This window comes from Streptacidiphilus sp. MAP12-20, from assembly GCF_041262525.1.
In the GTDB taxonomy this organism is placed as follows: domain Bacteria; phylum Actinomycetota; class Actinomycetes; order Streptomycetales; family Streptomycetaceae; genus Streptacidiphilus.
Window position 1 is genome coordinate 1 of sequence record NZ_JBGCCK010000013.1, and the last position, 26,735, is coordinate 26,735.

20 protein-coding genes and 1 riboswitch are annotated in these 26,735 nt (G+C 72.7%); of the genes, 9 read left to right on the top strand and 11 right to left on the bottom strand.

Going from position 1 to position 26,735, the window contains the following annotated elements:
* Positions 1 to 377: 377 nt before the first annotated feature.
* Entirely contained in the window at positions 378 to 2,216 is a 1,839-nt protein-coding gene (locus ABIA32_RS18830; protein ID WP_370096605.1) for a SpoIIE family protein phosphatase, read from the bottom strand.
* A 220-nt stretch (positions 2,217 to 2,436) separates the two neighbouring features.
* On the bottom strand, positions 2,437 to 3,768 hold the full coding sequence (locus ABIA32_RS18835; RefSeq protein WP_370096607.1) for an NAD(P)/FAD-dependent oxidoreductase: 1,332 nt from the start codon (positions 3,766 to 3,768) through the stop codon (positions 2,437 to 2,439).
* Positions 3,769 to 4,054: 286 nt separating this feature from the next.
* On the opposite strand from ABIA32_RS18835, the gene ABIA32_RS18840 reads away from it, so the two are divergent.
* Positions 4,055 to 4,783, top strand: coding sequence for a helix-turn-helix domain-containing protein (locus tag ABIA32_RS18840; protein ID WP_370096609.1), 729 nt, complete (start codon positions 4,055 to 4,057; stop codon positions 4,781 to 4,783).
* A gap of 253 nt (positions 4,784 to 5,036) precedes the next feature.
* Positions 5,037 to 6,884 carry a sigma-70 family RNA polymerase sigma factor gene (locus ABIA32_RS18845; RefSeq protein ID WP_370096611.1) on the top strand — a complete coding sequence of 616 codons (1,848 nt, stop codon included), beginning with the start codon at positions 5,037 to 5,039 and terminating at the stop codon, positions 6,882 to 6,884.
* A gap of 3 nt (positions 6,885 to 6,887) precedes the next feature.
* Here ABIA32_RS18845 and ABIA32_RS18850 read toward each other — a convergent pair whose 3' ends face one another.
* The 3 genes from ABIA32_RS18850 to ABIA32_RS18860 all read right to left on the bottom strand — a co-directional run bounded on the left by ABIA32_RS18850 (position 6,888) and on the right by ABIA32_RS18860 (position 11,148).
* Complete coding sequence (locus ABIA32_RS18850) at positions 6,888 to 7,526, bottom strand: DsbA family oxidoreductase (protein WP_370096613.1); 639 nt, start codon at positions 7,524 to 7,526, stop codon at positions 6,888 to 6,890.
* A gap of 207 nt (positions 7,527 to 7,733) precedes the next feature.
* Positions 7,734 to 8,228, bottom strand: a complete 495-nt coding sequence (locus ABIA32_RS18855; RefSeq protein ID WP_370096615.1) for a universal stress protein — start codon at positions 8,226 to 8,228, stop codon at positions 7,734 to 7,736.
* A gap of 37 nt (positions 8,229 to 8,265) precedes the next feature.
* Positions 8,266 to 11,148: an asparagine synthase-related protein gene (locus tag ABIA32_RS18860; protein ID WP_370096617.1), complete on the bottom strand. Its 2,883-nt coding sequence runs from the start codon at positions 11,146 to 11,148 to the stop codon at positions 8,266 to 8,268.
* Between the two features lie 672 nt (positions 11,149 to 11,820).
* Between ABIA32_RS18860 and ABIA32_RS18865 the strand changes: the two genes are divergently transcribed.
* From ABIA32_RS18865 to ABIA32_RS18890, 6 genes are all read left to right on the top strand, one after another.
* On the top strand, positions 11,821 to 13,335 hold the full coding sequence (locus tag ABIA32_RS18865; protein ID WP_370096619.1) for an MFS transporter: 1,515 nt from the start codon (positions 11,821 to 11,823) through the stop codon (positions 13,333 to 13,335).
* A gap of 93 nt (positions 13,336 to 13,428) precedes the next feature.
* Positions 13,429 to 14,664 carry an L-2-hydroxyglutarate oxidase gene (lhgO, locus tag ABIA32_RS18870; RefSeq protein WP_370096621.1) on the top strand — a complete coding sequence of 412 codons (1,236 nt, stop codon included), beginning with the start codon at positions 13,429 to 13,431 and terminating at the stop codon, positions 14,662 to 14,664.
* Between the two features lie 301 nt (positions 14,665 to 14,965).
* A complete protein-coding gene (trmB, locus tag ABIA32_RS18875) occupies positions 14,966 to 15,727 on the top strand; it encodes a tRNA (guanosine(46)-N7)-methyltransferase TrmB (protein ID WP_370096980.1) in 762 nt (253 codons plus the stop codon).
* A 100-nt stretch (positions 15,728 to 15,827) separates the two neighbouring features.
* Positions 15,828 to 17,522 (top strand): PrsW family intramembrane metalloprotease, encoded by a 1,695-nt coding sequence (locus ABIA32_RS18880; protein WP_370096622.1) that lies wholly within the window; start codon positions 15,828 to 15,830, stop codon positions 17,520 to 17,522.
* Between the two features lie 101 nt (positions 17,523 to 17,623).
* Entirely contained in the window at positions 17,624 to 19,213 is a 1,590-nt protein-coding gene (locus tag ABIA32_RS18885; RefSeq protein ID WP_370096624.1) for a hypothetical protein, read from the top strand.
* Positions 19,214 to 19,253: 40 nt separating this feature from the next.
* Positions 19,254 to 19,532, top strand: a complete 279-nt coding sequence (locus ABIA32_RS18890) for a hypothetical protein (protein ID WP_370096982.1) — start codon at positions 19,254 to 19,256, stop codon at positions 19,530 to 19,532.
* Positions 19,533 to 19,670: 138 nt separating this feature from the next.
* Here ABIA32_RS18890 and ABIA32_RS18895 read toward each other — a convergent pair whose 3' ends face one another.
* From ABIA32_RS18895 to ABIA32_RS18915, 5 genes are all read right to left on the bottom strand, one after another.
* Positions 19,671 to 20,450 carry a M23 family metallopeptidase gene (locus ABIA32_RS18895; RefSeq protein ID WP_370096626.1) on the bottom strand — a complete coding sequence of 260 codons (780 nt, stop codon included), beginning with the start codon at positions 20,448 to 20,450 and terminating at the stop codon, positions 19,671 to 19,673.
* 12 nt (positions 20,451 to 20,462) lie between these two features.
* Positions 20,463 to 20,589, bottom strand: a riboswitch (cyclic di-AMP (ydaO/yuaA leader).
* Positions 20,590 to 20,644: 55 nt separating this feature from the next.
* Complete coding sequence (locus ABIA32_RS18900; protein ID WP_370096628.1) at positions 20,645 to 21,742, bottom strand: bile acid:sodium symporter family protein; 1,098 nt, start codon at positions 21,740 to 21,742, stop codon at positions 20,645 to 20,647.
* 106 nt (positions 21,743 to 21,848) lie between these two features.
* Positions 21,849 to 22,403 carry a thioredoxin family protein gene (locus tag ABIA32_RS18905; protein ID WP_370096630.1) on the bottom strand — a complete coding sequence of 185 codons (555 nt, stop codon included), beginning with the start codon at positions 22,401 to 22,403 and terminating at the stop codon, positions 21,849 to 21,851.
* Between the two features lie 195 nt (positions 22,404 to 22,598).
* Positions 22,599 to 23,525: an undecaprenyl-diphosphate phosphatase gene (locus ABIA32_RS18910; protein WP_370096631.1), complete on the bottom strand. Its 927-nt coding sequence runs from the start codon at positions 23,523 to 23,525 to the stop codon at positions 22,599 to 22,601.
* A 190-nt stretch (positions 23,526 to 23,715) separates the two neighbouring features.
* Positions 23,716 to 25,029 carry an MFS transporter gene (locus tag ABIA32_RS18915; protein ID WP_370096984.1) on the bottom strand — a complete coding sequence of 438 codons (1,314 nt, stop codon included), beginning with the start codon at positions 25,027 to 25,029 and terminating at the stop codon, positions 23,716 to 23,718.
* A 136-nt stretch (positions 25,030 to 25,165) separates the two neighbouring features.
* Between ABIA32_RS18915 and ABIA32_RS18920 the strand changes: the two genes are divergently transcribed.
* Positions 25,166 to 25,723, top strand: coding sequence for a MarR family winged helix-turn-helix transcriptional regulator (locus ABIA32_RS18920; protein ID WP_370096632.1), 558 nt, complete (start codon positions 25,166 to 25,168; stop codon positions 25,721 to 25,723).
* 69 nt (positions 25,724 to 25,792) lie between these two features.
* Here the strand turns inward: ABIA32_RS18920 and ABIA32_RS18925 are convergent, their stop codons facing one another.
* Complete coding sequence (locus ABIA32_RS18925; RefSeq protein WP_370096634.1) at positions 25,793 to 26,680, bottom strand: ABC transporter substrate-binding protein; 888 nt, start codon at positions 26,678 to 26,680, stop codon at positions 25,793 to 25,795.
* Positions 26,681 to 26,735 lie beyond the last annotated feature (55 nt).

A 26,735-nucleotide genomic window follows, 5' to 3' on the forward strand; every position in this document is an offset into this window, starting at 1 on the left:
ATAGGCAGACCTGCGCACAGCGTCCTCGCTGATAAATCTGTTCTCAAAAGTAACTGGCGTTGACTTTTGGCACGCTGTTGAGTTCTCAAGGAACGGACGCTTCCTTTGCTTCCCTTTCGGGCCGCTCCGGGCGCTTCCTTCGTTTTCTACTCTATCAGAACTTCCGGCCTTCGCTTTTCGCTCCGGCCCGTTCCGACGAGTGAAACTCTAGCTGATTTCCTCGGCGACAACCAAATCCATCAACCAGTCCCACAATCCCAGAAAATGGCAGCACGAAACACTCATTCGTACGATCAGATTCAGGGGGTTTTGCCGCCTCCACCTCGCAACCGCGAGCGGGGCAACTCGGAGAACACTACGCATCCCCGAGGGGCGTGTCAACCCTCCCGGAGCGGGAACTCGCACCAGACGGCCTTGCCGCCGTCAGGGGTCCTGCGGGTGCCCCAGTTCGAGGCGATCGTCGCGACGATCGCCAGGCCGCGGCCGGACTCGTCGGCCGGCAGGGCGCGCCTGCGGCGCGGGAGGTGGTCGTCGGCGTCGGTCACCTCGACCGTGAGGCGGCGGTCGGTGCGGCGGAGACGGAGGCGCATCGGGGGGTGGCCGTGGGTGAGCGAATTGGAGACGAGTTCGCTCACCGCCAGGACGCCGTTGTCCTTCATGTCCTCGCCCAAGCGCCAGCTGCTCAGCACGCCGCTGGTGAATGCGCGGGCGCTCGACGCCGCCTCCGCGCCGCCCAGCAGGTCGAGCGACGCGGTGCGGAACAGCTCCGCCGCCTCGTTCTCGCGCTGGGGCAGTTGGAAGACGAGGGCCGCCACGTCGTCGTCGTGCTCGGGGGTGACGCCCATGGCGCGCAGCAGGCGCGAGCAGATGACGTCCGGCGTCCCCGTGGCGCCGGCCAGGGTCCTGGCCAGGGCGTCGAGGCCGAGGTCGATGTCCTGGTCGCGGCGTTCCACGAGGCCGTCCGTGTAGAGGACCCCGGTGGCGCCCGCTCCGAAGGGGAGGTTGGCGGAGGTGTGCATCCAGCCGCCGGTGCCCAGCGGCGGGCCGCCGGGTTCATCCGGACGGGTGATAGTGCCGTCCGGATGGCGGACCATGAGCGGCAGGTGGCCGGCCGACGCGTAGCTGAGGCACTGCTCGCTCGGGTCGAAGACGGCGTAGACGCAGGTCGCGATCTGGGTCGCGTCGATCTCGGAGGCCAGGCCGTCGAGGAGCTGGAGGACCTCGTGCGGCGGGAGGTCGAGGCGGGCGTAGGCGCGGACCGCCGTGCGCAGCTGGCCCATGACCGCCGCCGCGCGCATGCCGCGGCCCATGACGTCGCCGATGACGAGCGCGGTGCGGCCACCCCCGAGGGTGATCACGTCGTACCAGTCGCCGCCGACGGCGGTGTCCGCGCCGCCGGGCTGGTAGGTGGCGGCGACCCGCAGGTCGTCCGGCTGCTCAAGCTTCTGCGGCAGCAGGCTGCGCTGCAGGGTGACGGCGGCCTCGCGCTGGCGGCGCTCGCTCTCGCGGAGCCGCTCGGTGACGCGGACCTGGTCGGTCACCTCGGCGCCGAAGACGAGCACGCCGCAGACGTCGGACGCGCCGGTGCTGCGTCGCAGCGAGGCGAAGCTGCCGAGGCCGAGTGAAGAGAGTCCGAGGGCTCCCCGGGGAGTGGGAGAAGAGGAGCCGGGCGCGGCCCCGACGACGGCGGGGGTGGGTTCCGAGCTGCCGACCAGGCCGGCGGTCAGCTGGGCCAGCTGCTGGCCGAGGTCCTCCTGCTCCCGGACCGGCGCGCACACGAAGGTGTAATAGCGCGGCATCTCGTTGACGCCGCCGCCGAGCGTCGAGTGCTGGACCTTGCGGGCCTTGATCGTGCGCGGGCGGCCGGTCCGGTAGACCTGGTCCATCAGTGGCAACAGGCCGAGCTCCTCCAGCTCCGGCATCACCTGGTGCGCGGGGACGCCGGTCGGGCGGGGGCCGAAGACCTCCGTGTAGGCGCGGCTGAGGTAGCCGAGCCGGTGGCCCGGGCCGTAGCCGATGGCGACCAGCGCGGGCAGGTGGCCGAGGACGTCCTGGACGGGGAGGTGCTGGTGGCCCGCGTGCTCGTGGGCGATCCGCGCCTCGGGGAGCTCGCGGCCGACCGGGACGCTGGGCGCCGCGCATGAGTCGCTCGCCGGCGTCGCGGAGGCGCGCCGCTGTCCGCCGGGGAGCCGGGCGCTCCAGCGAGTGAGGTTCAACGGAGTCCTTCGGGCTGCGGGCAGGCTTCAAGGCTTTGCCGTCGTGGGGTCGGTCCAGTGTGGGACCGGTCCAGTGTGGCTGAAACCGCGCTCACGGGGAATCAGGTGCCGTGGGGTGTCTTGAAGATCGGCAAATCCGGCCGATACGGACACATCACCTTCACAAAGCCACCGGTCGATAACGGGGCAGACCCGCATAGCCCGTGACACATCGCCGGGATCATGGCGACTCGTCGAGAAGCTGCTCGAATCCGGCGCGCGGCTCCTCGAGCTCCCCCAGCGAGACCATCTCCCTTCCGGTCAGGCCGGCCAGTAGCCAGTCGGAGAGCACGCGTGCCTTGCGTTCCCAGGTGGGCACCCGGCGCAGGTGCACCGCGCGGTGCAGCAGCCAGGCAGGCCGTCCGTGCAGGGAGCGTCCGCGCAACTGGGCGACGCCCATGTGCAGGCCGAGGGAGGTGAGTGAGCCCCTGAGTTCGTGCCGGTACTCGGCGGTGGGCTGGTCGCGCAGGGTGGCCAGCAGGTTGTCGGCCAAAACCGTGGCCTGGTGGACCGCGTGCTGGGCATTGGGGCGGCAGGTCTCGCCGGGGCGGGCGAGGTCGGGGACGGCGGCGCAGTCGCCGGCTGCGAAGACCCGATCCGTGCCCAGGACCCTCAGATGGGTGTCGCAGCGCAGTCGGCCCTGGGCGTCGACGGCCAGGCCGGTCTGCTTGAGCACCGGGTTGGCGCGCACGCCCGCCGTCCAGACGAGGGTGCGCGCGGCGAAGCGGCTGCCGTCGGTGAGCTCGACGACGCCCTCGTCGGTCACGGCGGCGAGCCGGGTGCCGAGGCGGACGTCGATGGCGCGTTCGCGCAGGTCGGCGGTGGTGCGTTCGGCCACCTGCGGCTCGGTCTCGCGCAGGATCCGCTTCTCGGCCTCGACCAGCACCCAGCGCAGATCCTCGGGGCGGATGTTGTGGTAGTGCCCGACGGCGTGCCTGGCCATGTCCTCCAGCTCGGCCAGCGCGCCCACGCCGGCGTAGCCGCCGCCGACGAAGACGAAGGTCAGCGCGGCCTGCCGCACCTCGGGGTCGCGGGTCGAGGAGGCCGCGTCGAGCTGGGTGAGGACGTGGTTGCGGAGCTTGACGGCCTCGGCGACGCTACGGAACCCGATGCCGTGGCGCGCCAGCCCCGGCACCGGCAGGATGCGCGAGACCGAGCCGGGCGCGAGAACCAGCAGGTCGTAAGGGAGCGTCAGCTCCGTCGTGGGCGCGCCCTGGTGGATCGGGGACGGCAGCACGAGGTGCGCTCTCCGTCCGGACTGGTCGAGCGAGGCCAGTCGCCCCTGCACCACCCGCACCCCTGGCAGCGCGCGACGCAGCGGCACGACGACGTGCCGTGGGTCGATCGCGCCGGCGGCGGCCTCGGCGAGGAACGGCTGGTACGTCATGTAGGAGGTGGGGTCGACGAGCGTGACCTCGGCCTCTCCTGGCCGAAGCCGCGACCGCAGTCGCAGGGCAGCGTTGACGCCGACCTGGCCGCCGCCGATGAGCAGGATGCGCGCGGGTGGGAGCACGGCACTATTCCGCACCCGGCAGTGGCCGCTCGTCCATACTCCGTACCTGAATGAGTGGACGCGGCCGCTCATGAGTTTCAGCCGGCAACGGTCGTGGCACGAGGGACGCGAGCGTCAGGTGGGGAGCGCGACTCCACTGATCTGCGCAGATGCCCTACGCTGCGCTGCGACCGTCGTGTGCGCACGGTCGGTGCGGACGGGGCGAATCATTCCGGACTCCCCTGTTCCCGCCGACGCACTGTCAACTATGGTCGTTGGATCTGTCAAACGGGGGAGGACGAACCTCATGGTTCAGCAGGAACAGGTATTGCCGCGCGCAGTGGACGGAACGATTCCCGTCCAGCGGGGGTCGGCGGCGAACGGTTCGGCGCGTGGGGCGGGCGCGAACCGGCTGCGCGTGGACGCGCGACGGAATCTGGAGTCGGTGCTGCGCGCGGCGCGCGAGGTCTTCGGCGAGCTGGGGTACGGCGCACCGATGGAGGAGGTCGCTCGGCGCGCGGGGGTCGGCGTCGGCACGGTCTACAGGCGTTTTCCCAGCAAGGAGGTGCTGGTGCGGCGGATCGCCTCGGAGGAGGTGCTCTGGCTGACCCAGCAGGCCCGCGAGGCGCTGGCCGTGCAGAGTGACGGCCCGGGGGCGTGGGACGCGCTGGCCGCGTTCCTGGCGCGCGCGGCGACGTCCGGCGCGGGCCGACTGCTGCCGCCGGAGACGTTCCGTCAAGCGGAGGCGCTGGTGCGCGTGCCCGCGCAGCGCGGGGCGGTCGACGCGGCGGTCCCTGCTGCGACGGCGGACGCGACAGCGGAGGAGTTCGGCCCGGACGCGGATCCTGCTCACCTGCTGGACCTGCTGGCGCAGCTGGTCGGCTGCGCCCGCGCGGCGGGTGAGCTGCGCGCCGGCGTGACGGTCTCCGACGTGGTCCTGGTGCTCACGGCGTCCGTGCCGCCGCACACGTCCAGCGACGGCAGCGCGGCCGGCCGCTTGCTCCAGCTCCTGCTGGACGGCCTGCGCGCGGGCTGACAGGCGCTCTGGCAGACGCTGGGGGCGCGGGGAACTGGCGGCAAGCCACCCACGCAGGTAGAGCCTCGAACGAACAGGGCCATCCGCACAGGGTGGTTTCTCGCGCAGTTCCTCGCGCCCCTGAGGTGAGTGCAACTCACTCTGCGGCGACACAGTTTCCCCGAAGGGGTGGCGTGGAGGGGTTCCCTTTACGCCGGGGTGCGGGGTTGTGGGAACCTGACTCGGTCGAGTTCGCGGAGCGGGGGTCGGGGTCATGCCCACAGAGGAACCGGACGCAGCTGCGGCGGCGGCCGCCAAGGTGCCGCCGCAAGGCACGAGCGGCGGTTCGGCGCGCCACCGGGCGGACTCGCCGCGCGAGCACGACGACGGCGCTGCGCCCACCGTCCCCGCGCCGGCGGGTCCCGTCGACGTCGAGCCGCTGGCGACGTCCGACGCGGAGTTGACCGCTGCCGTCCGAGCGGGTGACGACGGTGCGTTCGAGGAGCTCTACCGTCGCCACGTCGTCGCCGTCCGCCGCTACGCGCGGACCTGCTGCCGCGACTCCTTCACCGCGGAGGACCTCGCCGGCGAGGTCTTCGCCCGGACGCTGCAGGCGCTGCGGGCCGGCAAGGGCCCGGACGTCGCCGTCCGTGCCTACCTCCTGACGGCGGTGCGCAACATCGCCGCCTCGTGGACCCGCAGCGACCGTCGCGAGCAGCTCATCGACGACTTCCAGCTCTTCGCGACGACCAACGCCGTCGTCGCCACGGTCGACGTCACCGACCCGGGCGCGGACACGCAGGCGATGGTCGCGGCCGACCAGTCGCTCATCGTCCGTGCCTTCCGCAACCTCGACGCCGACGACCGGCTGCTGCTCTGGCACACCGAGGTCGAGCAGGAGCCGCCGCGCGAGGTCGCGCTGCTGCTCGGCAAGACGGCCAACGCCACTGCCGTCCAGGCGCACCGGGCGCGGGAGCGCCTGGCCACGGCTTTCCTCCAGGCGCATATCTCCGACCGCCAGGAGACCGACTGCGAGCAGTACGCGAAGAAGCTCGGTGGCTTCGCGCGCGGACAGCTCGGTAAGCGGGCCTCGACGGAGGTTCGCGCCCACCTGCAGGACTGCGACCACTGCTCGGCCGCCTACCTGGAGCTGGTCGACCTCAACCACAGCCTGCGCGAGCTGCTGCCCTCCGGCCTGCTGGTCTGGCTCGGCTCTGGCTACTTCACCGTCATCGCGGCCGGTCTCGCCGGCGCGGCCACGGCGGGTGCGGCGGGCGCGGCGGTGGCTACCTCGGGCGGCGCTGCGGGAGGCAGCGCGGCCGGTGGGAGCGCGGCGGGAGGCGCGGCGTCCGAGGGCGTCGGGCTGCCGGTGAAGATCGGCATCGCGACGGCGGTCGCCGTCGCGGCGGCGGTCGGGTTGGCTTTCGCGCTCACCGGCACCGATGCCAAGCCGACGCCGGCCCCGCCGGTGGCGGCCAAGCCCGTTCCGGCGCCGGTCGCGATGCCGACCCCGAGCCCGACGCCCAGTCCGACACCGCCCCCGCCGCCGCCGAAGCCGACCCCGAAGCCGGTCCCGTCGGTGGCCAGGCCGACCCCGAAGCCGACGCCCACTCCCACGCCCACCCCGAGTCCGACACCCACGCCGACGCCGACCCCCACGCCGCCTCCGCCCCCGCCGCCGACGACGAGCTACTTCGTCGACACCCTGCCGTTCCAGGGCATCGGCGCGAGCAACGGCCCGGCGCTGGAGCCGGACGCGTTCAACTGGGTCTGGCAGCGGCCGGACGGGGTCAGCATCGGCGGGACGACGTACAAGCGCGGCATCACCGTGGTCGCCCCTTCGACCACGGTGATCGACCTGAACCGCGCCTGCCGCGTCTTCACCGGCGCGGTGGGCATCGATGACATGACGCTGGGCTGGGGCTCCGCGGGCTTCACCGTCGAGGACGGCTCGACGGGCGCGGTGCTGTGGCGCTCCGACCAACTGCACGGCGCCGACGCTGCCGAGTCGTTCAGCGTGCCGCTGGCGGGGCTGACCTCGATCAAGCTCGTCGTCCACGGCGGGCACGGCCACTTCGGCGGCCAGGTCGCCGACTGGGCCAACGCCGGGTTCACCTGCTGAGTCTCAGGACTGACCGGACTGCTGGACCTGTCGGAGGGCGGCCAGGAAGGTCTCGGTCTCCTGCGCGCCCTGGACGGCGTACTTGCTGTCGAAGACGAAGGTCGGCACGGCGCTGACGCCGATGTTCCTGGCGTGGTCGAGCTCGCGCTCGGTCTCTACGCGGCCCTCCTCCGAGGGGAGGAACGCGTCGACGCGCGCCCGGTCCATCCCGGCGGCGACCGCGACGTCGGCGAGCGCGGCGAAGTCCGCGACGTCGACTCCGTCGGAGAAGTGCGCGGCGAGCAGGCGCTCCTTGAGCTCCGCCTGGACCGCCGCGCCGTACTCGTGCTCCGCGAGCCAGAGGAGGCGGTGGCCGTGGATGGTGTTCACGTGCAGGGCGGCGTCGAAGTCGTAGACGATGCCCTCCTGCTTGCCGATCGCGGCCACCCGGTCGTCCATGGCACGGGACTGCGGGCCGTAGCGCTCTTCCAGCCAGGCGCGGTGCGGGCTCGCCTCAGCGGGCGCGTCCGGCACGAGCTGGTACGGGCGGTAGACGACCTCGACGTCGGCGGCCCCGTCGAAGGCGGCGAGCGCGCGGTCGAAGCGGCGCTTGCCGATGTAGCACCAGGGGCAGGCGATGTCGCTGTATATCTCGACCTTCATGGGGGGGCACGGCTCCTATCCGTTGTCTGCGCGCTCAGGAATGGCAACGCGCAACCCGCTGGTGAAATTCCAGAGGGCGAGCTGCACCTCCCGGGGGCGCGAGGAACTGCGCGACAAGCCACCCACGCAGGTGACTCACCGAACGAGCAGGGCCATCAGCACGGGGTGTTTCTCGCGCAGTTCCTCGCGCCCCCCAGGTAGTGCAACTCAGCGTTTGGGACCAGGAACAAGAAGCACCGGGCAGAGGGCGTGGAAGGTCAGCGCGGAAGCGACCGAGCCGAGGAGGAGGCGGGAGAAGCCGCCGTTGCCCCTCGTGCCGAGAACGAGGGTGTGCTGGCGTGCGGACGCGCTGAGGAGGAGCGCGATCGGGTCGCCCGCGACCACGTGGAGGGAAGGGGTGCCGGCTTCCGGAACGCGGGAGCTCGCCGCCGCGACGCCGCGTTGGACCACGTCGGACATACCTGCGAGTAGGCGGCCCACGCTGTCCTGGACCACGTCCTCGAGACCGGCCGTGACGCCGGCCGCGGTGGGGGTGATGGGATTGACCGCCGCCAGAACCCGCAGCGGCACCGCGTGAGCGTGGGCCTCCGCGAGCGCGCGTTCCAGCGCCCACAGCGAGCCGTCCGAGCCGTCGACGCCCACCAGCACGCCCGGCTCGGCGTCCGCTGGCGGTGGCTCGTGGGAGACGGGCAGTGCGCGCATGGCACCCATCATGGGTGCCCTGCGCGCCGACGGAACGTCAGGACACGTGCGCGGCGGTCACCGCCGGGCGCGGAGGCGCCGGGAGGCCGGTCCAGCAGGAGCCGCGACGCGCGTGCAGGCGGCGCAGCCACAGCTCCATGGCGACGACGTCGGCCAGGCCGTCCAGCGGCGCGGGCGAGCCCGAGGCCGCCGCGCGCAACGCCTCGCGGACGCGGGGTGCGTCGATCAGACCCCAGTCGCCCAGCAGCGGGGCGGTAAGGAGCCGGTCGAGTGCGTCGGCGGAGTGGCGCAGGCCCGCGCGGACGCTCTCGGCGGCGGCGTAGGGGTCGGGCGGAGCACCGTTGCCCCAGCCCTCGGGGACCTCGCTGACGCCCGCGCCCGCGAGCACCGCGCGCAGGATCCCGTGCCGAGCTCCGGGCTGGATCCTGGCGCGGTCGGGGACGAGGCGGCAGGCCCGGACGACCTGGTTGTCGAGGAACGGTGCGTGCAGCCGCTGCCCGTGCGCGTCCGGCGCGGACTCGACGACCTGGGCCAGCACCCGGAAGTCCGCCGCCCGGCGTTGCAGCGCGTGCCGGGCGCGGCGGGCGCCGGGGCGTTCGTCCGGGGCGCCGGCGCGGGCGGCGAGCTGGAGCCGCTGGGCGACGGCGGCGCGGGCGTCGTCGGTCAACCACGCGGCGGCCGGTCCCGGCGTGCACCAGGCGAGGGCGCGGGCAGACGCCTCGCCCGCGCTGCCCGGCGGGGTGTCGTCTGCGCGATTGGCGATCAGGGATGCTGCGGCGTCCTGGAGCCCGTCGACGTACCCGGTGCGGGCGAGCCTGCGGGCCGCGCGGACGACGGCGACGGGGGTGCCGACGACGGCGCTGTCCGCGCGGGCGAGCGCGGCGACGGGCCGCAGCAGTGGGCTGCGGCGGCGTTCGAGCAGGAGGTCGGCGAGGCGGGCGGGGTGGCCGTCGAGGACGTGGCGGGCGCCGTGGCCGCTGATGTGGTCGGTGCCCGCGGCGGCGAGGCGGGCGCGCAGGCGCAGGGCGGCGACGAGGGCCGGTCCGGGCTCGTCGGTGAGCGGGCCGGCCAGCGGGTCGTCGGCGAGGTCGGCATAGGGGAGGGTGTCCTGGCCGCCGGGGACGACGACGTGGTCGAGCCGGTCGGCGGCGCCCTCGGCGACGGCGCGGGCGCGGAGCAGCTCGGCCTCCGTGGCGGGGCTCAGCGGCGCGCCGGTGGCACCCTCGGCGTCGGTGTAGGTGATGGCGAGCAGCCCTGCCGGTTCGGGCACGGGCTCGCTGCCGACGCGCGCCCACGATCCGCGCACGGCGCCGGTCCGGGGGCGTGCGGGCGGGTCCGGGGCTTCGGGGCCGTGACGGAGCGTCCGGTAGCTGCGCGGGTCGCCCCAGCGCTCCTCGCTGAACGTCCCCAGCGCGGGATGCCGGGCCGGCTGGACGGTGCCGGCCTGTTCCGGGTCGGCGGGGGGTGCGGCGGCTGCGGCGGCTGCGGCCCTGGTATGCAGGCCGGTCCGCGCTCCGGCGCGCGGGATCCCGGCCGCGAGCAGCGCGAGCACAGTCGAGGCGCTGCCACCGGAAAGGTCCACACTCACCGCGGGTCGGGGCTGCGGGCCGCGGGGCTCCTCCTCGCTCCCGCCGCTCCCGCTCGACTCGCGCCGCCGGAACGTCTGCCCGATCAGTCCGCCGGGCGCACCGGGCCCACCTGCGGCGAAGCGCTGCGCCCGGCCCGCGTCGGCCTCGAACACCGCCTCCTCTTCGCCGACCCGACTGCCGCCCGCCTCCTCCGCACGGCGCGGCCTCGGCGGCAGGCCCGCTGCCGCGACGGGCCTCCCCGTAGTTCCGCCGGTTCCGGCCTCCCCCGGACCGACCGGCCGCCCGGGCCCGGGTTCGGCGCCCACGTCCCGGCCGCGTGCCGGGCCGCCGCCGAAGAGAATCGACGTTCCTTCCGCGGCCCTCGGCCCGGCGGCGCGACGCCCCTGCGGCGCCCCTCGCCCGCTCGCACCTGCTCCCGCCGTCCCGCCACCCTCGGCCGCGCCGCTCGCGTCAGCGGTAGGGCGCGGTCGCGGCGGCACGCGGAGGCTCTCCGCCGCGCCGCCACCCGGTGGCGGGGTGAGGGCGCCGAGGCCGAAGGTGGTCGGCGGGGCCGGCGTGCGGACGCGGAGGCGGACGGACTCGAGGAGGGAACGCGTCACCTCCGCCGTCGCCGAGGCCTCGCTCATCTCGAAGGCTTGGACACCGCCGGGGACGGCCTCGTACACGCCGATGTCCGGCGTGCCCGCGCGGACGCTGAGCGCCTGGCCCGGCGGAACGCAGCGGACGCCCGTGAACGCGCTCGTGTCCCCGACGCCTTCCGGGGCGTCCGGGAAGGCCAGCCGGGCCGCCAGGTGCACGCGGTCGACCGGGGAGTCGATCAGATCGGCCAGCGGGAGTGCGGCGGTCGCGTACGCCGTGCCGCCGCACCAAGGCGTGTGGTAGACGGGGTGGACGCCCGCCAGATCCCCCAGCACCGCGACCCGCGGGCCCTGCTGAAGGACCACGGCGTAGCTGCCGGGCCACAGGGTCAGATGCCGGAGCGCGCCACCGCTCGTCGCCAGCAGGGCCGTTCGCAGCGCAGCGTCCGCCGCGCCGCAGCGGCCGAGGACGACCAGGCGCGTCACCGCGCCGTCGTCAGGGGGCAGTCGGCGCGTGTCGGGGTCGTCGGCGAAGCCGTCACCGAGGTCGGGGAAGCCGGCCTGCACCACGTGACGCCAGTGTCGGCGGTTGCGGTAGAGGCTGACGCTGCGGATCTCGTCGGGACGCCAGTCACCCACCGCCCAGAGCGGATCAGGGCCGGGCCAGAGCAGCCGTCCGCCCACCGGGCGCAGCGCTTCCGCGTCGAGCGCAGCCGCGCCTCGTGCGCCGTTCCAGCCCACCAACCACCGCATCGTCGCCCCCACGCCAAAGGCAGCACGGTGCCGCACCGTCAGCTCACATGGTGCCAGCTCACGGAGCGGTCGGCTGCGGTATGAGGGCGAGCAACTTCCGGAACCTGACGCTTTCTTGTCGGGTCGAGCGCGGGTGGAGCACGGCAGATCGGGTGAAGTCGGGCACATGGTGACGACACGTGGACGAACGGGAGCAAGCGATGGCACCCGGCGACGGGCAGGCGCGGGTGTGGGACCCGGGCCATCCCCTCCTTGGTCCGGGCCCCGACCCCGGGGCCACGGACCCGGGGGCCCCGCGACATCCTCACGGTCCGGGAGGTGTCCGCACACCCCCCGGACCGGTCCGCCGCCGCGCGGGGATGTACGGCGACGGCGTCCCCCGACCCGCCGGGTCCTCGACGGCAGGCCGACCCACGCCAACATGCAAGCGCCGGGCCCCCTTCCGAGGGAGGGGGCACAGCGGGGCGCACTGCCGCACGCGCCAGGGGCATAGGACAGGCCGGACCGGCCGCATCCGCTACCGGATCGCGCCAACTGGAACAAGACCCCTTAACCCTGGGCAGGCATGGAACTACTCTGGGTGTACTGGACGTACCGCGGACCTCGGACCGCGGCGGGCAAAAGCAGGGCAGCAGGGCCGCAGGGCGAACCGCGAGGGGGGTGTAGCCGGGCATGACCATCAGTGGGCGCGGACCGAACGACAAGCTGGGCTCCGTCCTGGTCCTCGCCGGCATCAGCAACGCCGGGCTGGCCCGGCGCGTCAACGACCTGGGCGCGCAGCGTGGTCTGACCTTCCGTTACGACAAGACCTCGGTCGCCCGCTGGGTCACCAAGGGCATGGTGCCGCAGGGGCCGGTGCCGCATCTGATCGCCACCGCGATCGGCGGCAAGCTCGGACGCACCGTCCCGCTGGAGGAGATCGGGCTGGGCAGCACCGATCCGACCCCGGAGATCGGCCTGGCCTTCCCGCGCGAGGTGCCGGCCGCCGTCCGGAGCGCGACGGACCTGTGGCGGCTGGATCCCGAGCGGGGGCGCAAGCCCGGTTCGCCGGGCGCGGGTTGGTGGGACAGCCTGGCCGGCACCTTCTCGGTCTCCGCGTACGCGACCCCGGTCTCGCGCTGGCTGATCACACCGGTCGACGGCTCCGTGGCACGCGAGGCAGTCGATCCGTCCGAGCTGGCGGGGATGGCGGGGCTGTCCGGAGCCGGCGCGTCGGACACGCACGAGCCGTCCGAGCTCGCCCGCGCGCTCGACGCACAGGGCCGCCCCTACCGCGTCGGCCACGCGGACGCGGCGAAGCTGCGGCAGGCGGCCGAGGAGGCGCGCCGCTGGGACTCCCGCTACGGCGGCGGCGACTGGCGCTCCTCCATGGTCCCCGAGTGCCTGCGTCGCGACGCGGCCCCGCTGCTGCTCGCCTGCTACAGCGACGAGGTCGGCCGCGCGCTGTTCGGCGCGACCGCCGAACTCACCCGGCTGGCCGGGTGGATGGCCTTCGACACCGGCCAGCACGAGGCCGCGCAGCGCTACTACATCCAGGCACTGCGGCTCGCCCGCGCGGCGGCGGACGTGCCGCTGGGCGGGTACGTGCTGGCCTCGATGAGCCTGCAGGCCACGTACCGCGGCGCGGCGGAGGAGGGCGTCGACCTCGCGCAGGCGGCGGTCGAGCGCAACCGCGGTCTGGCGACGGCGCGCACGATGAGCTTCTTCCGGCTGGTCGAGTCCCGCGCCCATGCCCGCGCGGGCGACGCGCTGGCCTGCGCGGCGGCGCTGGCGGCGGCGGAGAGCTGGCTGGAGCGGGCGCGGTCCGGTGACCCGGATCCGGCGTGGATCGACTTCTACACCTGGGACCGGCTCGCGGCGGACGCGGCGGAGGGCTTCCGTGACCTCGGCATGCCGGGCAAGGTCCGCGAGTTCACGGAACGGGCGCTGGCCCGACCGACGGAGGAGTACGTGCGCTCGCACGGCCTGCGGCTGATCGTCTCGGCGATGGCCGAGCTGGACGAGGGCGAGCTGGAGCGCGCGGTGGCGGCGGGCAACCGGGCGCTGGACGTGGCCGGGCGGATCTCCTCGCAGCGGACGCGGGAGTACCTGGGCGAGATGCTGAAGCGGTTGGACCGCTTCAAGGGGGAACGGATCGCGGCGGAGCTGGTTGAACGCGCGCGGCTGACGTTGGCGGCGCCTGCGTAGAGTTGGTCTCAGACCACCACTGAGGTGCAACGGAACGAGCGCGCGGCGTGATACGCGAGTGCGTGGCTGGGCGCGCGGTTCGTCGCGCCCCTGATGGTGCGACTTCCCCTCGTGGAAAGGGCACATGTGCGGGGCTTTGACTGTGACGTCGTGATCGTCGGTGGCGGGATCGTAGGGCTGAGCACGGCTTATGCCATCTCCCGCGCGGCGCCGGGTACCGACGTGATCGTGTTGGACAAAGAGCTCCAGCTCTGCGCGCATCAGACGGGGCGCAACAGTGGAGTGATCCACAGTGGGCTCTACTACCGGCCCGGCTCGCTGAAGGCGAGGTTCGCGCTGGCGGGGGCCGCCGAGATGGTCGAGTTCTGCAAGGAGCACGGGCTCCCCCACGAGGTCACCGGCAAGCTCGTCGTCGCCGTCGACCGCGCCGAACTGCCGCGGCTTCACGCGCTCGCGCAGCGCGGCCGGGAGCACGGGCTGCCGACGCGGGAGTTGGGCGCGGCGCAGATCGCGGAGTACGAGCCGCACGTGCGGGGCGTAGCCGCGCTGCACGTGGGGACGACCGGGCTCGCCGACTACCCCGCCGTGGCCGCCGCCTTCGCCGCGCTCTCCGGAGCACGGGTGCGGACCGGCAACGCGGTGACCGCGATCGACCGGCGCGCGGACGGGGTCACCGTCACCACGACGCTGGGCGAGGTTCGCGCGCGCGTGCTGGTGAACTGCGCGGGGCTGCAGAGCGACCGGATCGCGCGGATGGCCGGGGACGAGCCGGGGCTGCGGATCGTGCCGTTCCGCGGCGAGTATGTCGAGCTGACGCCCGAGGCGGCATCCCTGGTCCGCGGGCTGGTCTACCCGGTGCCGGACCCGGCGTTCCCCTTCCTCGGCGTGCACCTGACGCGGGACCTGTACGGGGGTGTCCACGTCGGCCCGAACGCGGTGCCCGCGCTGGCCCGCGAGGGCTACGACTGGCGCACGGTGAGCCCGCGCGACCTCGCCGAGACCGCGAGCTGGCGCGGCACCTGGTCGCTGGCCGCCCGCCACTGGCGCGCGGAGGCCGTCGAACTGCACCGCTCCCTCAGCACCCGCGCGTTCGTCCGCGACCTGCAACGCCTGCTCCCCGAGATCACCGCCCAGGACCTCCTCCCGGCCCCGGCCGGCGTCCGCGCGCAGGCGGTCGACCGCCGGGGCTCGCTGGTCGACGACTTCGCCTTCGCCCAGGGCCCCCGCACGGTTCACGTCCTCAACGCCCCCTCCCCCGCCGCGACGGCCTCCCTCCCGATCGGCCGCGAAATCGCCTCCCGCGCGCTGGCGGCGCTCGCCGGTGCATGAGCGGACCCCGCTGTTCATCCAGACGCTGCTCGTCTTCTCGCTCGCCGCCACCCCACGCGGCGTGCTCACCGTCGACGACCTGCCGACCTCGGGCGTCGACTCCGCTTTCGTGGGCCTCGTCGACCAGCGCACCGGCGCTGCAGCCGGCGCGAGCACTCCCCGCAGCTACCACGAGGTCCCTTCGGCCAGGACCACACCTGGGCCGCGCTGGTGGGCGACCGGTGCGTTCTGGACAACGGCAAGGACGCCGCCGACACTCTCCCGCCGCCGGCTGTGCGGGTTCCGTAGACTGGTCGGCATTGTGACCAGCCAGACCACCTCCCTCGTGACCCCTGCCGTCGACGCCGATGCCGCCCCGCGGCCCGGCAGTCCCGTCTCGCCCGAGCTCCACAGCGAGCGGCGGATCCGCAGCTACCACCCGCGCAAGGGCCGGATGAGCACCGCCCAGCACCACGCGCTGGCGCGCTCCTGGGACGAGTGGGGCGTCCGCATCGACGGCAAGCGGCCGATCGACCTGGACGCGTGGTTCGGGCGGACCGACGCGGAGGTCGTGCTGGAGATCGGCTTCGGGATGGGCGACGCCACCGCGACGATGGCCGCCGCCGAGCCGGAGCGCTGTGTGCTCGCGGCCGACGTGCACACCCCCGGCCACGGCAACCTGCTGCGCAGGATCGAGTCGGACGGCCTCGACAACGTCAGGCTCGCGGAGGGCGACGCCGTCGTGCTGCTCCGCGACCAGCTGGCCCCGGAGAGCCTGGCCGGGCTGCGCATCTTCTTCCCCGACCCGTGGCCCAAGGCCCGGCACCACAAGCGCCGGCTGATCCAGCCGGAGTTCGTCGAGCTGGCCGCGTCCCGGCTGCGCGCGGGCGCGACGGTCCACTGCGCGACCGACTGGGAGCCCTACGCGGAGCAGATGCTGGAAGTGCTGACCGCCTCCCCCGAGCTGACCAACCTACATGCCGACTACGCGCCTCGGCCCGACTGGCGTCCGGTGACCAAGTTCGAGCGCCAGGGCCTGGACAAGGGCCACGTGGTACACGATCTGCTGTTCCGCCGCCGCTGACAGCAGCGGTGGGAGCAGGGGCGCAAGCAGGGGCGAACAGGGGGTGCGAGCAGGGCAGAAGGCCTTACCGGCTGGTCGGCCGCCCCGCTAAGGTCATGGGGTGAGCAGCGCGCAGCAGGAGCCCTCGGCCGTCGACGCGGCCGGTCCGATACCCGAGTCCGAGCCCTCGTCCGCGCCGACCTACGCGCCGGTTGAACCGCTGCCCGAGGGCCTGCCCGCCGCGCCGCAGGCGGGCGGGGTGGACGCGCTGCCGTTCAAGCCGCCCACCAGCTTCAAGTACAAGGTGCGGCGCAACCTGCTGGAACGCCGCTGGCTGTGGATCGTCGCCGTGGTCCTCGCGCTCACCGGATGCGGGATCGCGATCCTGTTCATGGTCCGGAGCCAGACGGGAACCCCCGGTTTCCTCGTCGGCGTCGGCCTGGCCGTGCTCCCGGTGCCACTGATCCTCTGCGGCTACTCCTGGCTGGACCGGGTCGAACCCAAGCGGTGGCAACTGCTGCTCTTCTGCTTCGCCTGGGGCGCCTGCGCCGCGACGCTGATCGCGATCGAGGCCAACACCTGGGCCACGGACTTTCTGATCGGTCGCCAGATAGGCGGCGGGGAGACACTGGGCGCGAGCCTGGTGGCACCGCTGGTCGAGGAGTCGGTCAAGGCGGTCCCACTCCTGCTGATCTTCTTCCTCCGACGGCGCGACTTCACCGGCATCGTCGACGGCGCGGTCTACGCCGGCTTCACCGCGACCGGATTCGCCTTCACCGAGAACATCCTCTACATAGGCCGCTCGGTGACGGATTCGAGCGGCGACGGCGGCACCGGCATCGCCACGACCGTGGTGACCTTCGTGATGCGCGAGGTCATGTCGCCGTTCGCGCACCCGCTCTTCACCTCGATGACGGCCGTGGGCTTCGGCATCGCGGCCATCAGCCGCAAGCGCTGGCAGCGGATCGGCGCTCCGATGGCGGGCTGGATCTTCGCGATGCTGATGCACGGGACGTGGAACAGTTCGCCGGTGCTCGGCGCGGCGGGCTTCCTCGGCGTCTACTTCCTCTTCATGGTCCCGGTGTTCGCGCTCATGGTCTGGCTGATGGTCTGGGCGCGCGGCAACGAGCTCACCGTCGTCGGCAAGCAGCTGGCGGTCTACGTCACGGCCGGCTGGATCAGCCGTCCGGTGCCCGTGGTGCTCTCGTCCATGCGGACGCGCAAGCAGGCGCGGGCACTCTCGAAGTTCCAGCAGGGGACGCTCGGCGACAAGGCGATGCGCGAGTACCAGGGCTTCGCGACCTCGCTGGCGCTGCTGCGCGAGCGGGTCGCACGTGGGCTGACGGTGCCGGACTTCGCAGTGCGGGAGCAGGAGCTGCTGCACCACCTCTGGGAGCGGAAGGACGTGGTGGCGCCGGTCTTCGCGCGCGTGGGCGAGCAGGAGTGGTTCCGCAGGAACCCGCCGATCGCCCCGGCCTGGGGCCGCCCGCCGGGCGCCGGGTACCCGCCGCCGTACGCGTACCCGCAGCGGCCCGTGGCGTACCCGCAGGCCAGGTATCCCCAGGCGGGGTATCCACAGGGGGCGTACCCGCAGACCGGGTACCCGCAGCAGCAGCCGGCACCGTACGGATTCCCGCAGCAGCAGCCGTACCCGTACCGGCAGGCCGGATACCCGCAACAGCCACCGGCACAGGTGCCGCCACAGGCCCAACCCGTGCAGCCGTACCAGTACCCGGCCACCCGCCCGGCCGCCCACGACGCCCAGAACCCCCAGAACGAGCAGGACGCACCGGAAGCGCCCCGTTCCGAGCAGTGACTTCGGCCGTACCGGAACCAACCACCGGTCCCGCCGCGTTGTCCTTCATATCCGCGCACCGCCGTGCGGCGACGCCGATACAGCGTCAGGAGGCAGCGCCAGTGACCGATGGCATCTATCGGATGGCCGTGACCAGCGGGCACGGTCACCAGGAGACTGTTGCCCTCGCCGAGCAGCAGCTCAGGCAGTGGCTGAAGGCGTTGCACTACGACGAGCCAGGAACCGGGAACGGCCGCCGCAGAGTCGGGCCGCAGGCCGTGCTGGACCAGGTCGCGCGCGGCAAGGCCGTGCAGGGGCGGCTGGCGCGCTGGCGGCTGCGTGAGTTCACCGTGCAGGGCATCTGGCAGACCTCGCTGACCGTCGCCTCCGCCAGGGACGGCCGCACCTGGGTGCAGTTGGACGCCGAGCAGCTGCCGGTGCGCGGCGAGGAGCCCGCGAAGGCCCCCGTCCCCGCGCTCGCGCGCGGGCTGCTGGACGTGCTGGACGCGGTCGAGGGCGAGCAGCCGGGCGCCGCCCGCGTGCACGGGCTGCCGAGCGTCATCGAGCGCCAGGACGTGGACGAGATCCTGGACGAGCTCTGCGACCCGGACCGCCGCCTGCCCATCGTGGTGGCGAGCACCCCCCTCCATACCGACTTCGACGACTGGCTCAACGACACCGTCGATCCGCTGCTGCGCAGCTGCAGCGGCCTCGCCGTCCTCTACGCGCTCGCGCCCGGCGCGGAGCGCAGCTTCAACGCGGCACTGGAACACCACCGGGTCTACGGTGGCGCGGTCCGCACCTACCTCCCCGGGCTCGACCCGGCGTGGGCGCCGGAGGCGGCCCGGCACCGGGTGATGTCGCGCTCCACGATCGAGGAGAACCTGCGGCGGGCCTCCGGTCTGCTGGCCTGGCTGCCGCGTCGGCTGGCTGTGCAGACGCCGTTGCCGGACCAACTGGTCGGGCTTCCGCTGCTCCGGCCCGAGGGCCTGCCGGAGGCGGACGCGATCCTGCCGGGCGGCCTGCTGGTCGACCACGAGGAGGAAGAGGCGCACGAGCAGCGTGCCCGCGCCGAGGAACTGCAGGAGGTCCGCCGCTGGCTCCGCGCCGCGGAGGAGCGCGAGTCGCAGCTGGCGGCGGAGTACGACGAGCAGTACAGCGAGCTGCGTGCGGTCCGGACGGAGCTGCGCTCACTCCACGGCCGGCCGGCGCGTCCGCAGGACGCGGAGCCAGGGACGTTCGCGGAGCTGCTGGACCGGCTGGGCGAGTTCCCGCTGCTGGAGTTCACCGGCGACGCCCGGCTGACCAAGGAGCTGGACGAACAGACCGACCACCCCACCTGGGTCCGGATGACCTGGGATGCGCTGCTGGCCCTGTCGGACTACGCGGAGGCGGCGAAGGCGGGCGCGTCGGGCGGCGACTTCCGCAGCTGGTGCGAGAACACGCCCCCTGACTGCCACCCGTTCCCACCGCGCAAGGTCATCCGCGGCGAGTCGCGGACGGTGAGCACCAACGCGAAGTGGAAGCGGGAACGCCTGCTTCCGGTGCCGACGGAGGTGGACCCCTCGGGCCGCGTCTTCATGGGCGCGCACCTGCGGATAGGCGGGGGCGGGACGGCGCCACGGCTTCACTATCACGACGATTGTTCGGGCACGGGCCGGGTTTATATCGGATATATCGGCCTGCATCTTCACAACACGCGCACAAATTGATTGACGGAGGTTCAGTTCAACGGCTCAGGTCCCCTCTTCGCTGGTTGCCGCGTCGGGATTGATCGGCGGGTTCGCCATCGCGCGAGCGACGAAGCGCAGGGAGCTGGGCGGCGTGGCGCTTGCCCTGGCGGGTGGGCTTGCGGCGCGTCAGTGGCGCGGCACGGCTGGGCCGAAGGCGGCGGCTGCGTTGAGCGGGCTCTACGTGGCCGCGTTCGCGGGCTCGCACCCTCTGGCGAAGAGGATCCGCGCCTGGCCCTCGGTCCTGACGGTGGCCACGGGAGTGGCGCTTGCCTCCTGGACTGTCGCCGACCGCAAGTAGTTGCACCATCAGGGGCGCGGGGAACTGCGCGAGCAACCACCCTGTGCGGATGGCCCTGCGCGTTGGGGACCATCCGCACGCCGGTGGCTTGTCGCGCAGTTCCTCGCGCCCCTAGCGTCCTGCCACTATCGCAATTGCCTAAAGCTCCAGGCCGTGGGCGGTGAGCCAGTCGGTGGGGTCGACCGGGTCGCCACCGGACGGGCGGACCTCGAGGTGGAGGTGGGGGCCGGTGGAGTTGCCGGTGGAGCCCACGCGGCCGATGGGCTGGCCGCCGGTCACGGAACCCGCGCCCACCGCGATCGCGGAGAGATGGCAGTACCAGATCTCCGTGCCGTCCGGCAGCGTCTCGATGACGCGGTAGCCGTAGGAGCCCGCCCAGCCCGCCGAGGTGACGACGCCCGCGCCCACGGCGCGGACCGGCGTGCCCGCCGGAGCCGCGAAGTCGAGGCCGGTGTGCAGGTGGGACCAGTAGGAGCCGGACTGGCCGTAGCCCGCGGTCGTGCTCGCGCCGGCGACCGGCAGGACCAGGCTCTCCGCCGCGCGGACCCGCTCGACCGCCGCGGCCTTCGCCGCTGCCGCCGTCGCGGCCTCGCGGCGGGCCGTCGACTCGGCGTCGGCGCGCTGGTGCGTCGCCTGCGCGCGGATGCGGTCGGCCAGGGCCGTGCCCGCGTCGGCGACCGGGGCGAACGACGAGGCCTGCTCGTCGACCAGGAGGGAGCCGGAGGGACCGCTGTGTTCGGGGCGGTCGGCCGCGACCGCCGGGCCCGCGAGGCCGATCACGCTGGTCGCACCGACGGCCATCGCCGCCAGGCCCAGCGCCGCGCCGCGCTGCCGGGGCAGGGCGGTCATCGGGTGCTGGCCCCCCAGTGTCTGAACTGCAGCCGGCTGGGCGACGGTCTCGACCGGGTATGACGCCATGACTGGCGTGCTCCTTTCCGTCCCTTCGCCGACCGGGTTAGCTGACGGGTTCGGAGAGGGAGGTCTCCTACGGCCGCGAGGCCGATGCACCCCAGGTACGTGGGTCCCCGGTTCCGTGAGGATTAGGCGATCCGCGCGACGTCGTCCGTCGGTCGAACGACAGAAGCCGCGCGTACTGTTATGGAAAGTTAATACTAAAGCCGTCTGAATCCAAGTGGTTCCTTAGGGGCAGTTGATGCGGCAGCGGCCAGGGCTGAAGCTTCGTCATCGAACGGCACCTTCCTGACCAGCACACCCACCGAGGACGCCAGCACCTTCTGGAGCAGGCTGTAGGCCAGGATCGGCAGCAGAACGGCAGGGTTGCCCGGCAGTCGCGTGGCCGCGACGACCGCGCCGGCGCTGCTGTTGTTCATCCCGGACGCGTAGGTCAGCGCGATCGCGTCCTCGCGGGCGACGCCGAGCCGACCGGCCATCACCCACCCGCTGAGGAACGAACCACCACACATCGCCGCCGCCGCAGCGACCACCAGCACCAGGAAGTCCGGATCGGGCCGCTCGACGACCTGTCGCAGCGCGCCGCAGGCGTTGGTGTAGCTGAGCAGGACCACCACCACCAGGTTGACCACCTTGACCAGTGGCAGCGCCGACTGAAGCCGGGCACCGAGCAGCCGCCCCGTCAGCAGGCCCGCCGCGCAGGGCAGCACGACGGCCAGCACCGCGAAGACGCTGCAGGCGTGCTCCGCGACCGCGTGCAGATCCGCCGCGTACGGGCCGGAGGCCAGGAACCCGCCCAGATGCAGCCCGAGCGGGATCGTGAGCGGAGAGAGCAGCGTGCTGCCGACGACCAGGCCCAGCGTCAGCGTCGCATTGCCCTCGCTGCCCTGGGCGAAGACCGTGGCCCCGGCGGCGACGGGCATGGCGCCGACCAGCGCGAGGCCGACGAGCAGGCTCTGCGCCTCGTGGACGTTGTGCCAGCCCTCGGCGGCGAGGGCGCCGACGCCGAGCAGCAGCGTCGGCAGCAGGGCGTTGGAGGCGATCCCGACCAGCAGGGCGCGGGGGTGCCGCAGCAGCGCCGGCAGGGCGTCGGCCTTGGCGGTCAGGCCGGCGTTGAACACCATCAGGGCGAGCAGGCCCGCCTGGAGCGGGAAGGCCGCCCCGGCGAGGTGCGCGAGCGTCACCGCGCGCAGGGCCTGGCCCGGCTCGGGCCAGCCTGCGGCGAGGACGTAGGCAAGCAGCATGATCCAGAGCAGCCGCCGTTGAACGGCGGCGGCCAGGGTCGCGAGAAGATTCATCGGACACCGCCTTGGTCGCCTCGTGTGCAGATGGCGGCATCACATCAGGTGCGTGTGCGGAATACCTCGCTGAACTGGGAAGATTCATGACTTCGAGTGGAATCGGTCATGATCGGGAAGCGGGATAGAGCCAGTCGACAAGTCGGCTTGTAATCGCATCGGCGGAGAGTGCGCGCGCGTTCGCGAAGCTGCCGTCCTGCGTGGTCGCCCGAACGCGGCCGTCGGGCTCCAGCACGACGAGTGCGGGGATCCCGCTGCGCTTCAGATCGATCCAGCGGGCGGCGAGGGCGCTGTTGCGGTCGTAGTGGCCGACGTCGACGGTGACCAGGTGGTAGTTCCTGGCGAGCACGAGCCAGGCCCCTGGCGTCACGGACCGCTGCGCGAGCACCTGGCAGTCGGTACACCAGTCCGCGCCGAACTCGACCAGCACGGGACGTCCGTCCTTGCGGGACGCGGCCTGCGCGGCGGCGACGGCGGCGGGCGCGTCGGCGCGCGGGTCGTATCCGGTGGGCACGGGCGCGGGCGTGACGCTGGGCAGCGCGACGAAGGGCCGCGCGTAGTGCGGAGCGAGCCCACCGGCCCGCCCGTTCACCTGCACGCAGGCTGCCAGCAGGCAGATCGGCAGCAGCCCCAGGAGCAACGCACGCAGCAGTGATCGCACGTAACCCAGTGCAACACCCGCAACGGAGGGGAGCCCGTTTCGACGCGCCGCCTGTTGCAACTCGCCAGGAGCGCGAGGAACTGCGCGACAAGCCACCCACGCAGGTGAGTCCCCGAACGATCAGTGCCATCCGCACAGGGTGGTTGCTCTCGCGCGCAGTTGATCAAGCAGAGCCCCGCGCCCCTGATAGTGCAACTACCCCAAGCTCAGATAGGCCAGGCTCCCGAGGCCCGCGACGAAGCAGTAGATCGCGAAGGGGGTCAGCGTCCTCGTCTCGAAGTACTTCGTCAGGAACCGCACCGCGATGTAGCCCGCCACGAACGCCGCCACCCCGCCGGCCAGGATCTGGCCGTGAATGCCGTGGCCCTGCGCGCCCGCCAGGGACGGCAGCTTCAGGATCGCCGCGCCGCCGATCGCCGGGGTGGCCAGGAGGAAGGCGAAGCGGGCCGAGTCCTCGTGGCGGAGGCCCTTGAAGATGCCCGCGCTCATCGTCACGCCGGAACGGCTGATGCCGGGCAGCAGGGCGAGGATCTGCGCCGCACCGATCACCAGCGCGCTGCCCCAGCCCAGCTTCACGATGCGGCGGTCCGACAGCACGTCGGGGTGCAGGTGCTCGTCACCCGGCATCGTCGCCGCGTCGTTCGCGCGGCGGCGGCCCGTGCCGCCGCGCTTGAGGCGCTCGGCGACGAAGAGGACGACGCCGTTGAGCGTCAGGAAGATCGCCGCCGGCACCGGCTTGCCCAGGTGCTCGCGGAAGAGCTTGTCCAGCGCGATGCCCGCGACGCCCACCGGGATCGTCGCGACGATCAGCAGCCAGGCCAGCTTCTGGTTCGCAGTCTCGATCCGCCGCTCGCGCACGGAGCTGAACAGCCCCTGCAGCACGCGGGCCCAGTCCCGCCAGAAGTAGACGACCAGCGCGGCGGCAGTCGCCAGGTGCAGGGCGATGAGCACGCTCAGGTAGGGGGACTCCGCAGCGGCGACGTTGAGGTCGTCCTTGTAGGGGGCGCCCAGCAGGGCCGGGAGCAGGATGCTGTGGCCCAGGCTGGAGACCGGGAACAGCTCGGTGACGCCCTGGATCAGGCCGACGCCGATCGCTTCGGGATAGGTGAGCACGGACGACATCGACGACCTTGGGCTGCTGGGAGGGACGAGGACGAGCCCGAAAGTACTACAAGCGTGTAGACGCCCATAGGCGATGTGACGGCTGTTCATACACCGGTCGCACGAAGTTCACCGACCATCTCCCGCCCGTCTTCCGAAGCCGCGGGCAGCGCCGAAAGGGGCGCCGAAGCGCCCCTTCGGGTCAGGGAGTTCACGCCGCTGCGGTCAGCTCCGTCACGCGCGGGGCCGAGCCGGCCACGACCGTCGACCGGGTCGGGACGGCGTTGTCCGCCGCCGTCGGGAGGACGCCGCGCAGGCGCCACGCCGCCGCCGTCACGGCCACGCAGCAGAGGCCGAGCGCGAGCAGGTAGACCGTCGAGAGGCCCGCGCCGACCAGCAGCACGCCCACCGCCGGGCCGAGCGCGATGGCGACCTGCTTCACCAGCGCGAACGCGGCGTTGTAGGTGCCGAGCAGCCGGGCCGGGGCCAGGTCGGCGACGATCGGGCCCAGGGTCGGCGCGAGCAGCGCCTCACCCGCGCCGAAGAGGACGTAGGTCATCATCATCGAGCCCACGGCCATGCCCGAGCCGCCGTGGAAGAGGCCCGCGACACCCGCGAAGATCCACGCGGCCAGCCAGACCAGGCCGGTCGCCGCGATCGCGGTGGTCCGGCGGCGACGCGAGGTCATTCGGACGACGAACATCTGCAGCACGACGATGGCGAAGGTGTTCGCCCCGAGGCCGAGGCCCAGCGCGGACGGGGAGATCCCGACGGTGCTCGTCGCGTAGGCGGCGACGCCGCTCTCGAACTGTCCGTAGCAGGCGAAGAAGATCAGCCCGGCCAGCACGCAGAGCTTGACCATCGCGCGGTCGCCCAGCAGCGTGCGGAAGTCCGAACGCCCCTTCGCAGCCGCCGCGTGCGAAGCCTCGGCCACCACGGCGACCTGCGCGGGCAGCTTCACCGAGCCGGTCACCGCCGCCAGCACCAGGAACATCACGGCCTCGATGCCGAACAGCAGTGTCAGGCTGCCCGGACGCGAGACGTCGACGATCTGGCCGCCGATCATCGCGCCGATGCCCATGCCCAGGTTGACCAGCGTGAACTGCAGCGCGAAGGCATGCGCCCTGGTCGCCCTGGTGGAGCAGCGCACCACCATCGTCGCCAGCGCCGGCTGGCAGGTGGTCACGCCGGCCCCGAAGAGGAAGGCGGCCAGCAGGATCGTCCACTCCGTCGTCGCCAGCCCGAAGGAGAGCGCGCCCAGCGCCGTCAGCACAGCGCCCGCGACCAGCACCGGGCGCGGTCCGTAGCGGTCGATGCCCCGGCCGCCGACCGGCAGCACGGCGAGCGCCGCGGCGGCGAACAGCGTGAAGACCAGCCAGGCGGTCATCGAGCCGAGCCCGCGCACCTGCTCCACGTACACGAACATGTACGGCAGCGTGAACCCGCTGCCGAAGGCGCTCAGCGCGTTGCCCACCTGGACGCGGCGCAGCGCCCCCCGCATCGTCAGCTCCCCAGTCGTCGTCATCTCGCGCACCGCCCTTCTCTCCTTCTCCAGCCCTCTGCGGCTGTCTGCTCTTCGTATCGAACGAAAGAGTACACTATTAAAGTCTTCGGTGGGAAACTTTTAATCCCGCAAGCCTTGAGCATGAGACACTGGGCCCATGACCGACCCGTCCCAGGAGCCGCCGCAAGAACTCGCGATCAGCGAGCAGGTCGCGGTGTACCAGCGCGAGTTCCCGAACGTGGATCCGCAGGTCGAGACGATCGTCTCGACGCTCAGCCGCCTGTCGCGGCGGATGTCCGTCGCCTACGGGCGACACCTCAACGACCTCGGCATCTCCTCCCCCGACTGGGAGGTGCTCAAGGCCCTGATCGTCGCGGGCGAGCCCTACCGGCTGGGCCCCGGCGAGCTGGCCAAGCGGATCGGGCTGACCCCGGCGGCGATGACACACCGGGTCGACCGGATGGCCGCGGCCGGGCTGGTGACCCGCAGCCGGGACGAGAGCAACCGGGTGCGCGTGAACATCGAGCTCACCGAGCTCGGCAGGGAGAAGTGGCTGGAGTCCATGCGGATGGCGGCCGTCTTCGAGGAGAGCCTGCTGCAGGACGCCGCCCCCGAGGAGCGGACGGAACTGGCCGCCGCGCTGGACCGCATGCTGCGCCGGGTGGAGGAGGACCAGCCGGACGCGCAGGGACGCACCGACGGCCTCGACGAGTAGCCCGACAAGCGGCAAGGGGCGTGGGGAGTCTTCCGACTCCCCACGCCCCTTTTTCGCCTTTTTCGCCGCTCAGGAAGACAGGCCGTTGGCCTTCAGCCAGGCGTCCGCCACCGCCAGCGGGTCGGCGCCGCTCGCGCCGACCTGGGCGTCCAGGTCCATCAGCGCCGCGGTGGTGAGCTTCGCCGAGACCGCGTTCAGCGCGTCCCCCGCGCCGCTGGGCAGCGTCTTGGCGGCCAGCGGCAGCACGTTCTGGAAGCCGAAGAGGCCCTTGTCGTCGACCAGGGTCACCCAGCCGTTCTTCTTGATCGACGAGTCCGTGGTGAAGATGTCCGCGACCTGGACGTCACCGTTCTTCAGCGCCGCCTCGGAGAGCGCGCCGCCGGCGTCCAGGGCCTTGAAGCCCTTGAAGGTCAGGTTGTACTTGCTCTTCAGGCCGACGATGCCCTGCTCACGGGTCTGGAACTCCGGCGCGCCACCGATGGTCAGGCTGCTCGCGATCTTCGACAGCGAGCTGATCGTCGAGGTGGCGGTCAGGCTGTACTTCTTCGCCGTCGGCGCGTCGACGGTCAGCGAGTCCTTGTCCTCCGCCGCCGACGGCGTCAGCAGCTGAAGGTTCGGGGCGAGCTTGGCGGAGGTCTGGGCGTCGGTGTCGGCGACGCTGGCCGCGGCCGCCTTCGGGTCCAGGTAGGAGAGCAGCGAGCCGTTGTACTCCGGCATCAGGGTGATCTGGCCGCTCTTCATCAGGCCGTAGGAGATCTCGCGGCTGCCGATGTTGGCGTGGTACTTCACGGTGAAGCCCTTGGCCTTCAGCGCCTCGCCGTAGATGTCGGCCAGGATCGTGCTCTCGGCGAAGTTGTTGCTGCCGATGGTGATGGTGCCACCCGCCACGGGAGTGGTCGGGGCCACCAGCGGGTTGCTGTTGTTGGAGCTGGACGAACCGCACGCGGAGAGGCTCACAGCAGCTGCGGAGGCGACAAGCACGGCCGCTATACGGGTGCGACTGGAGGAGGAG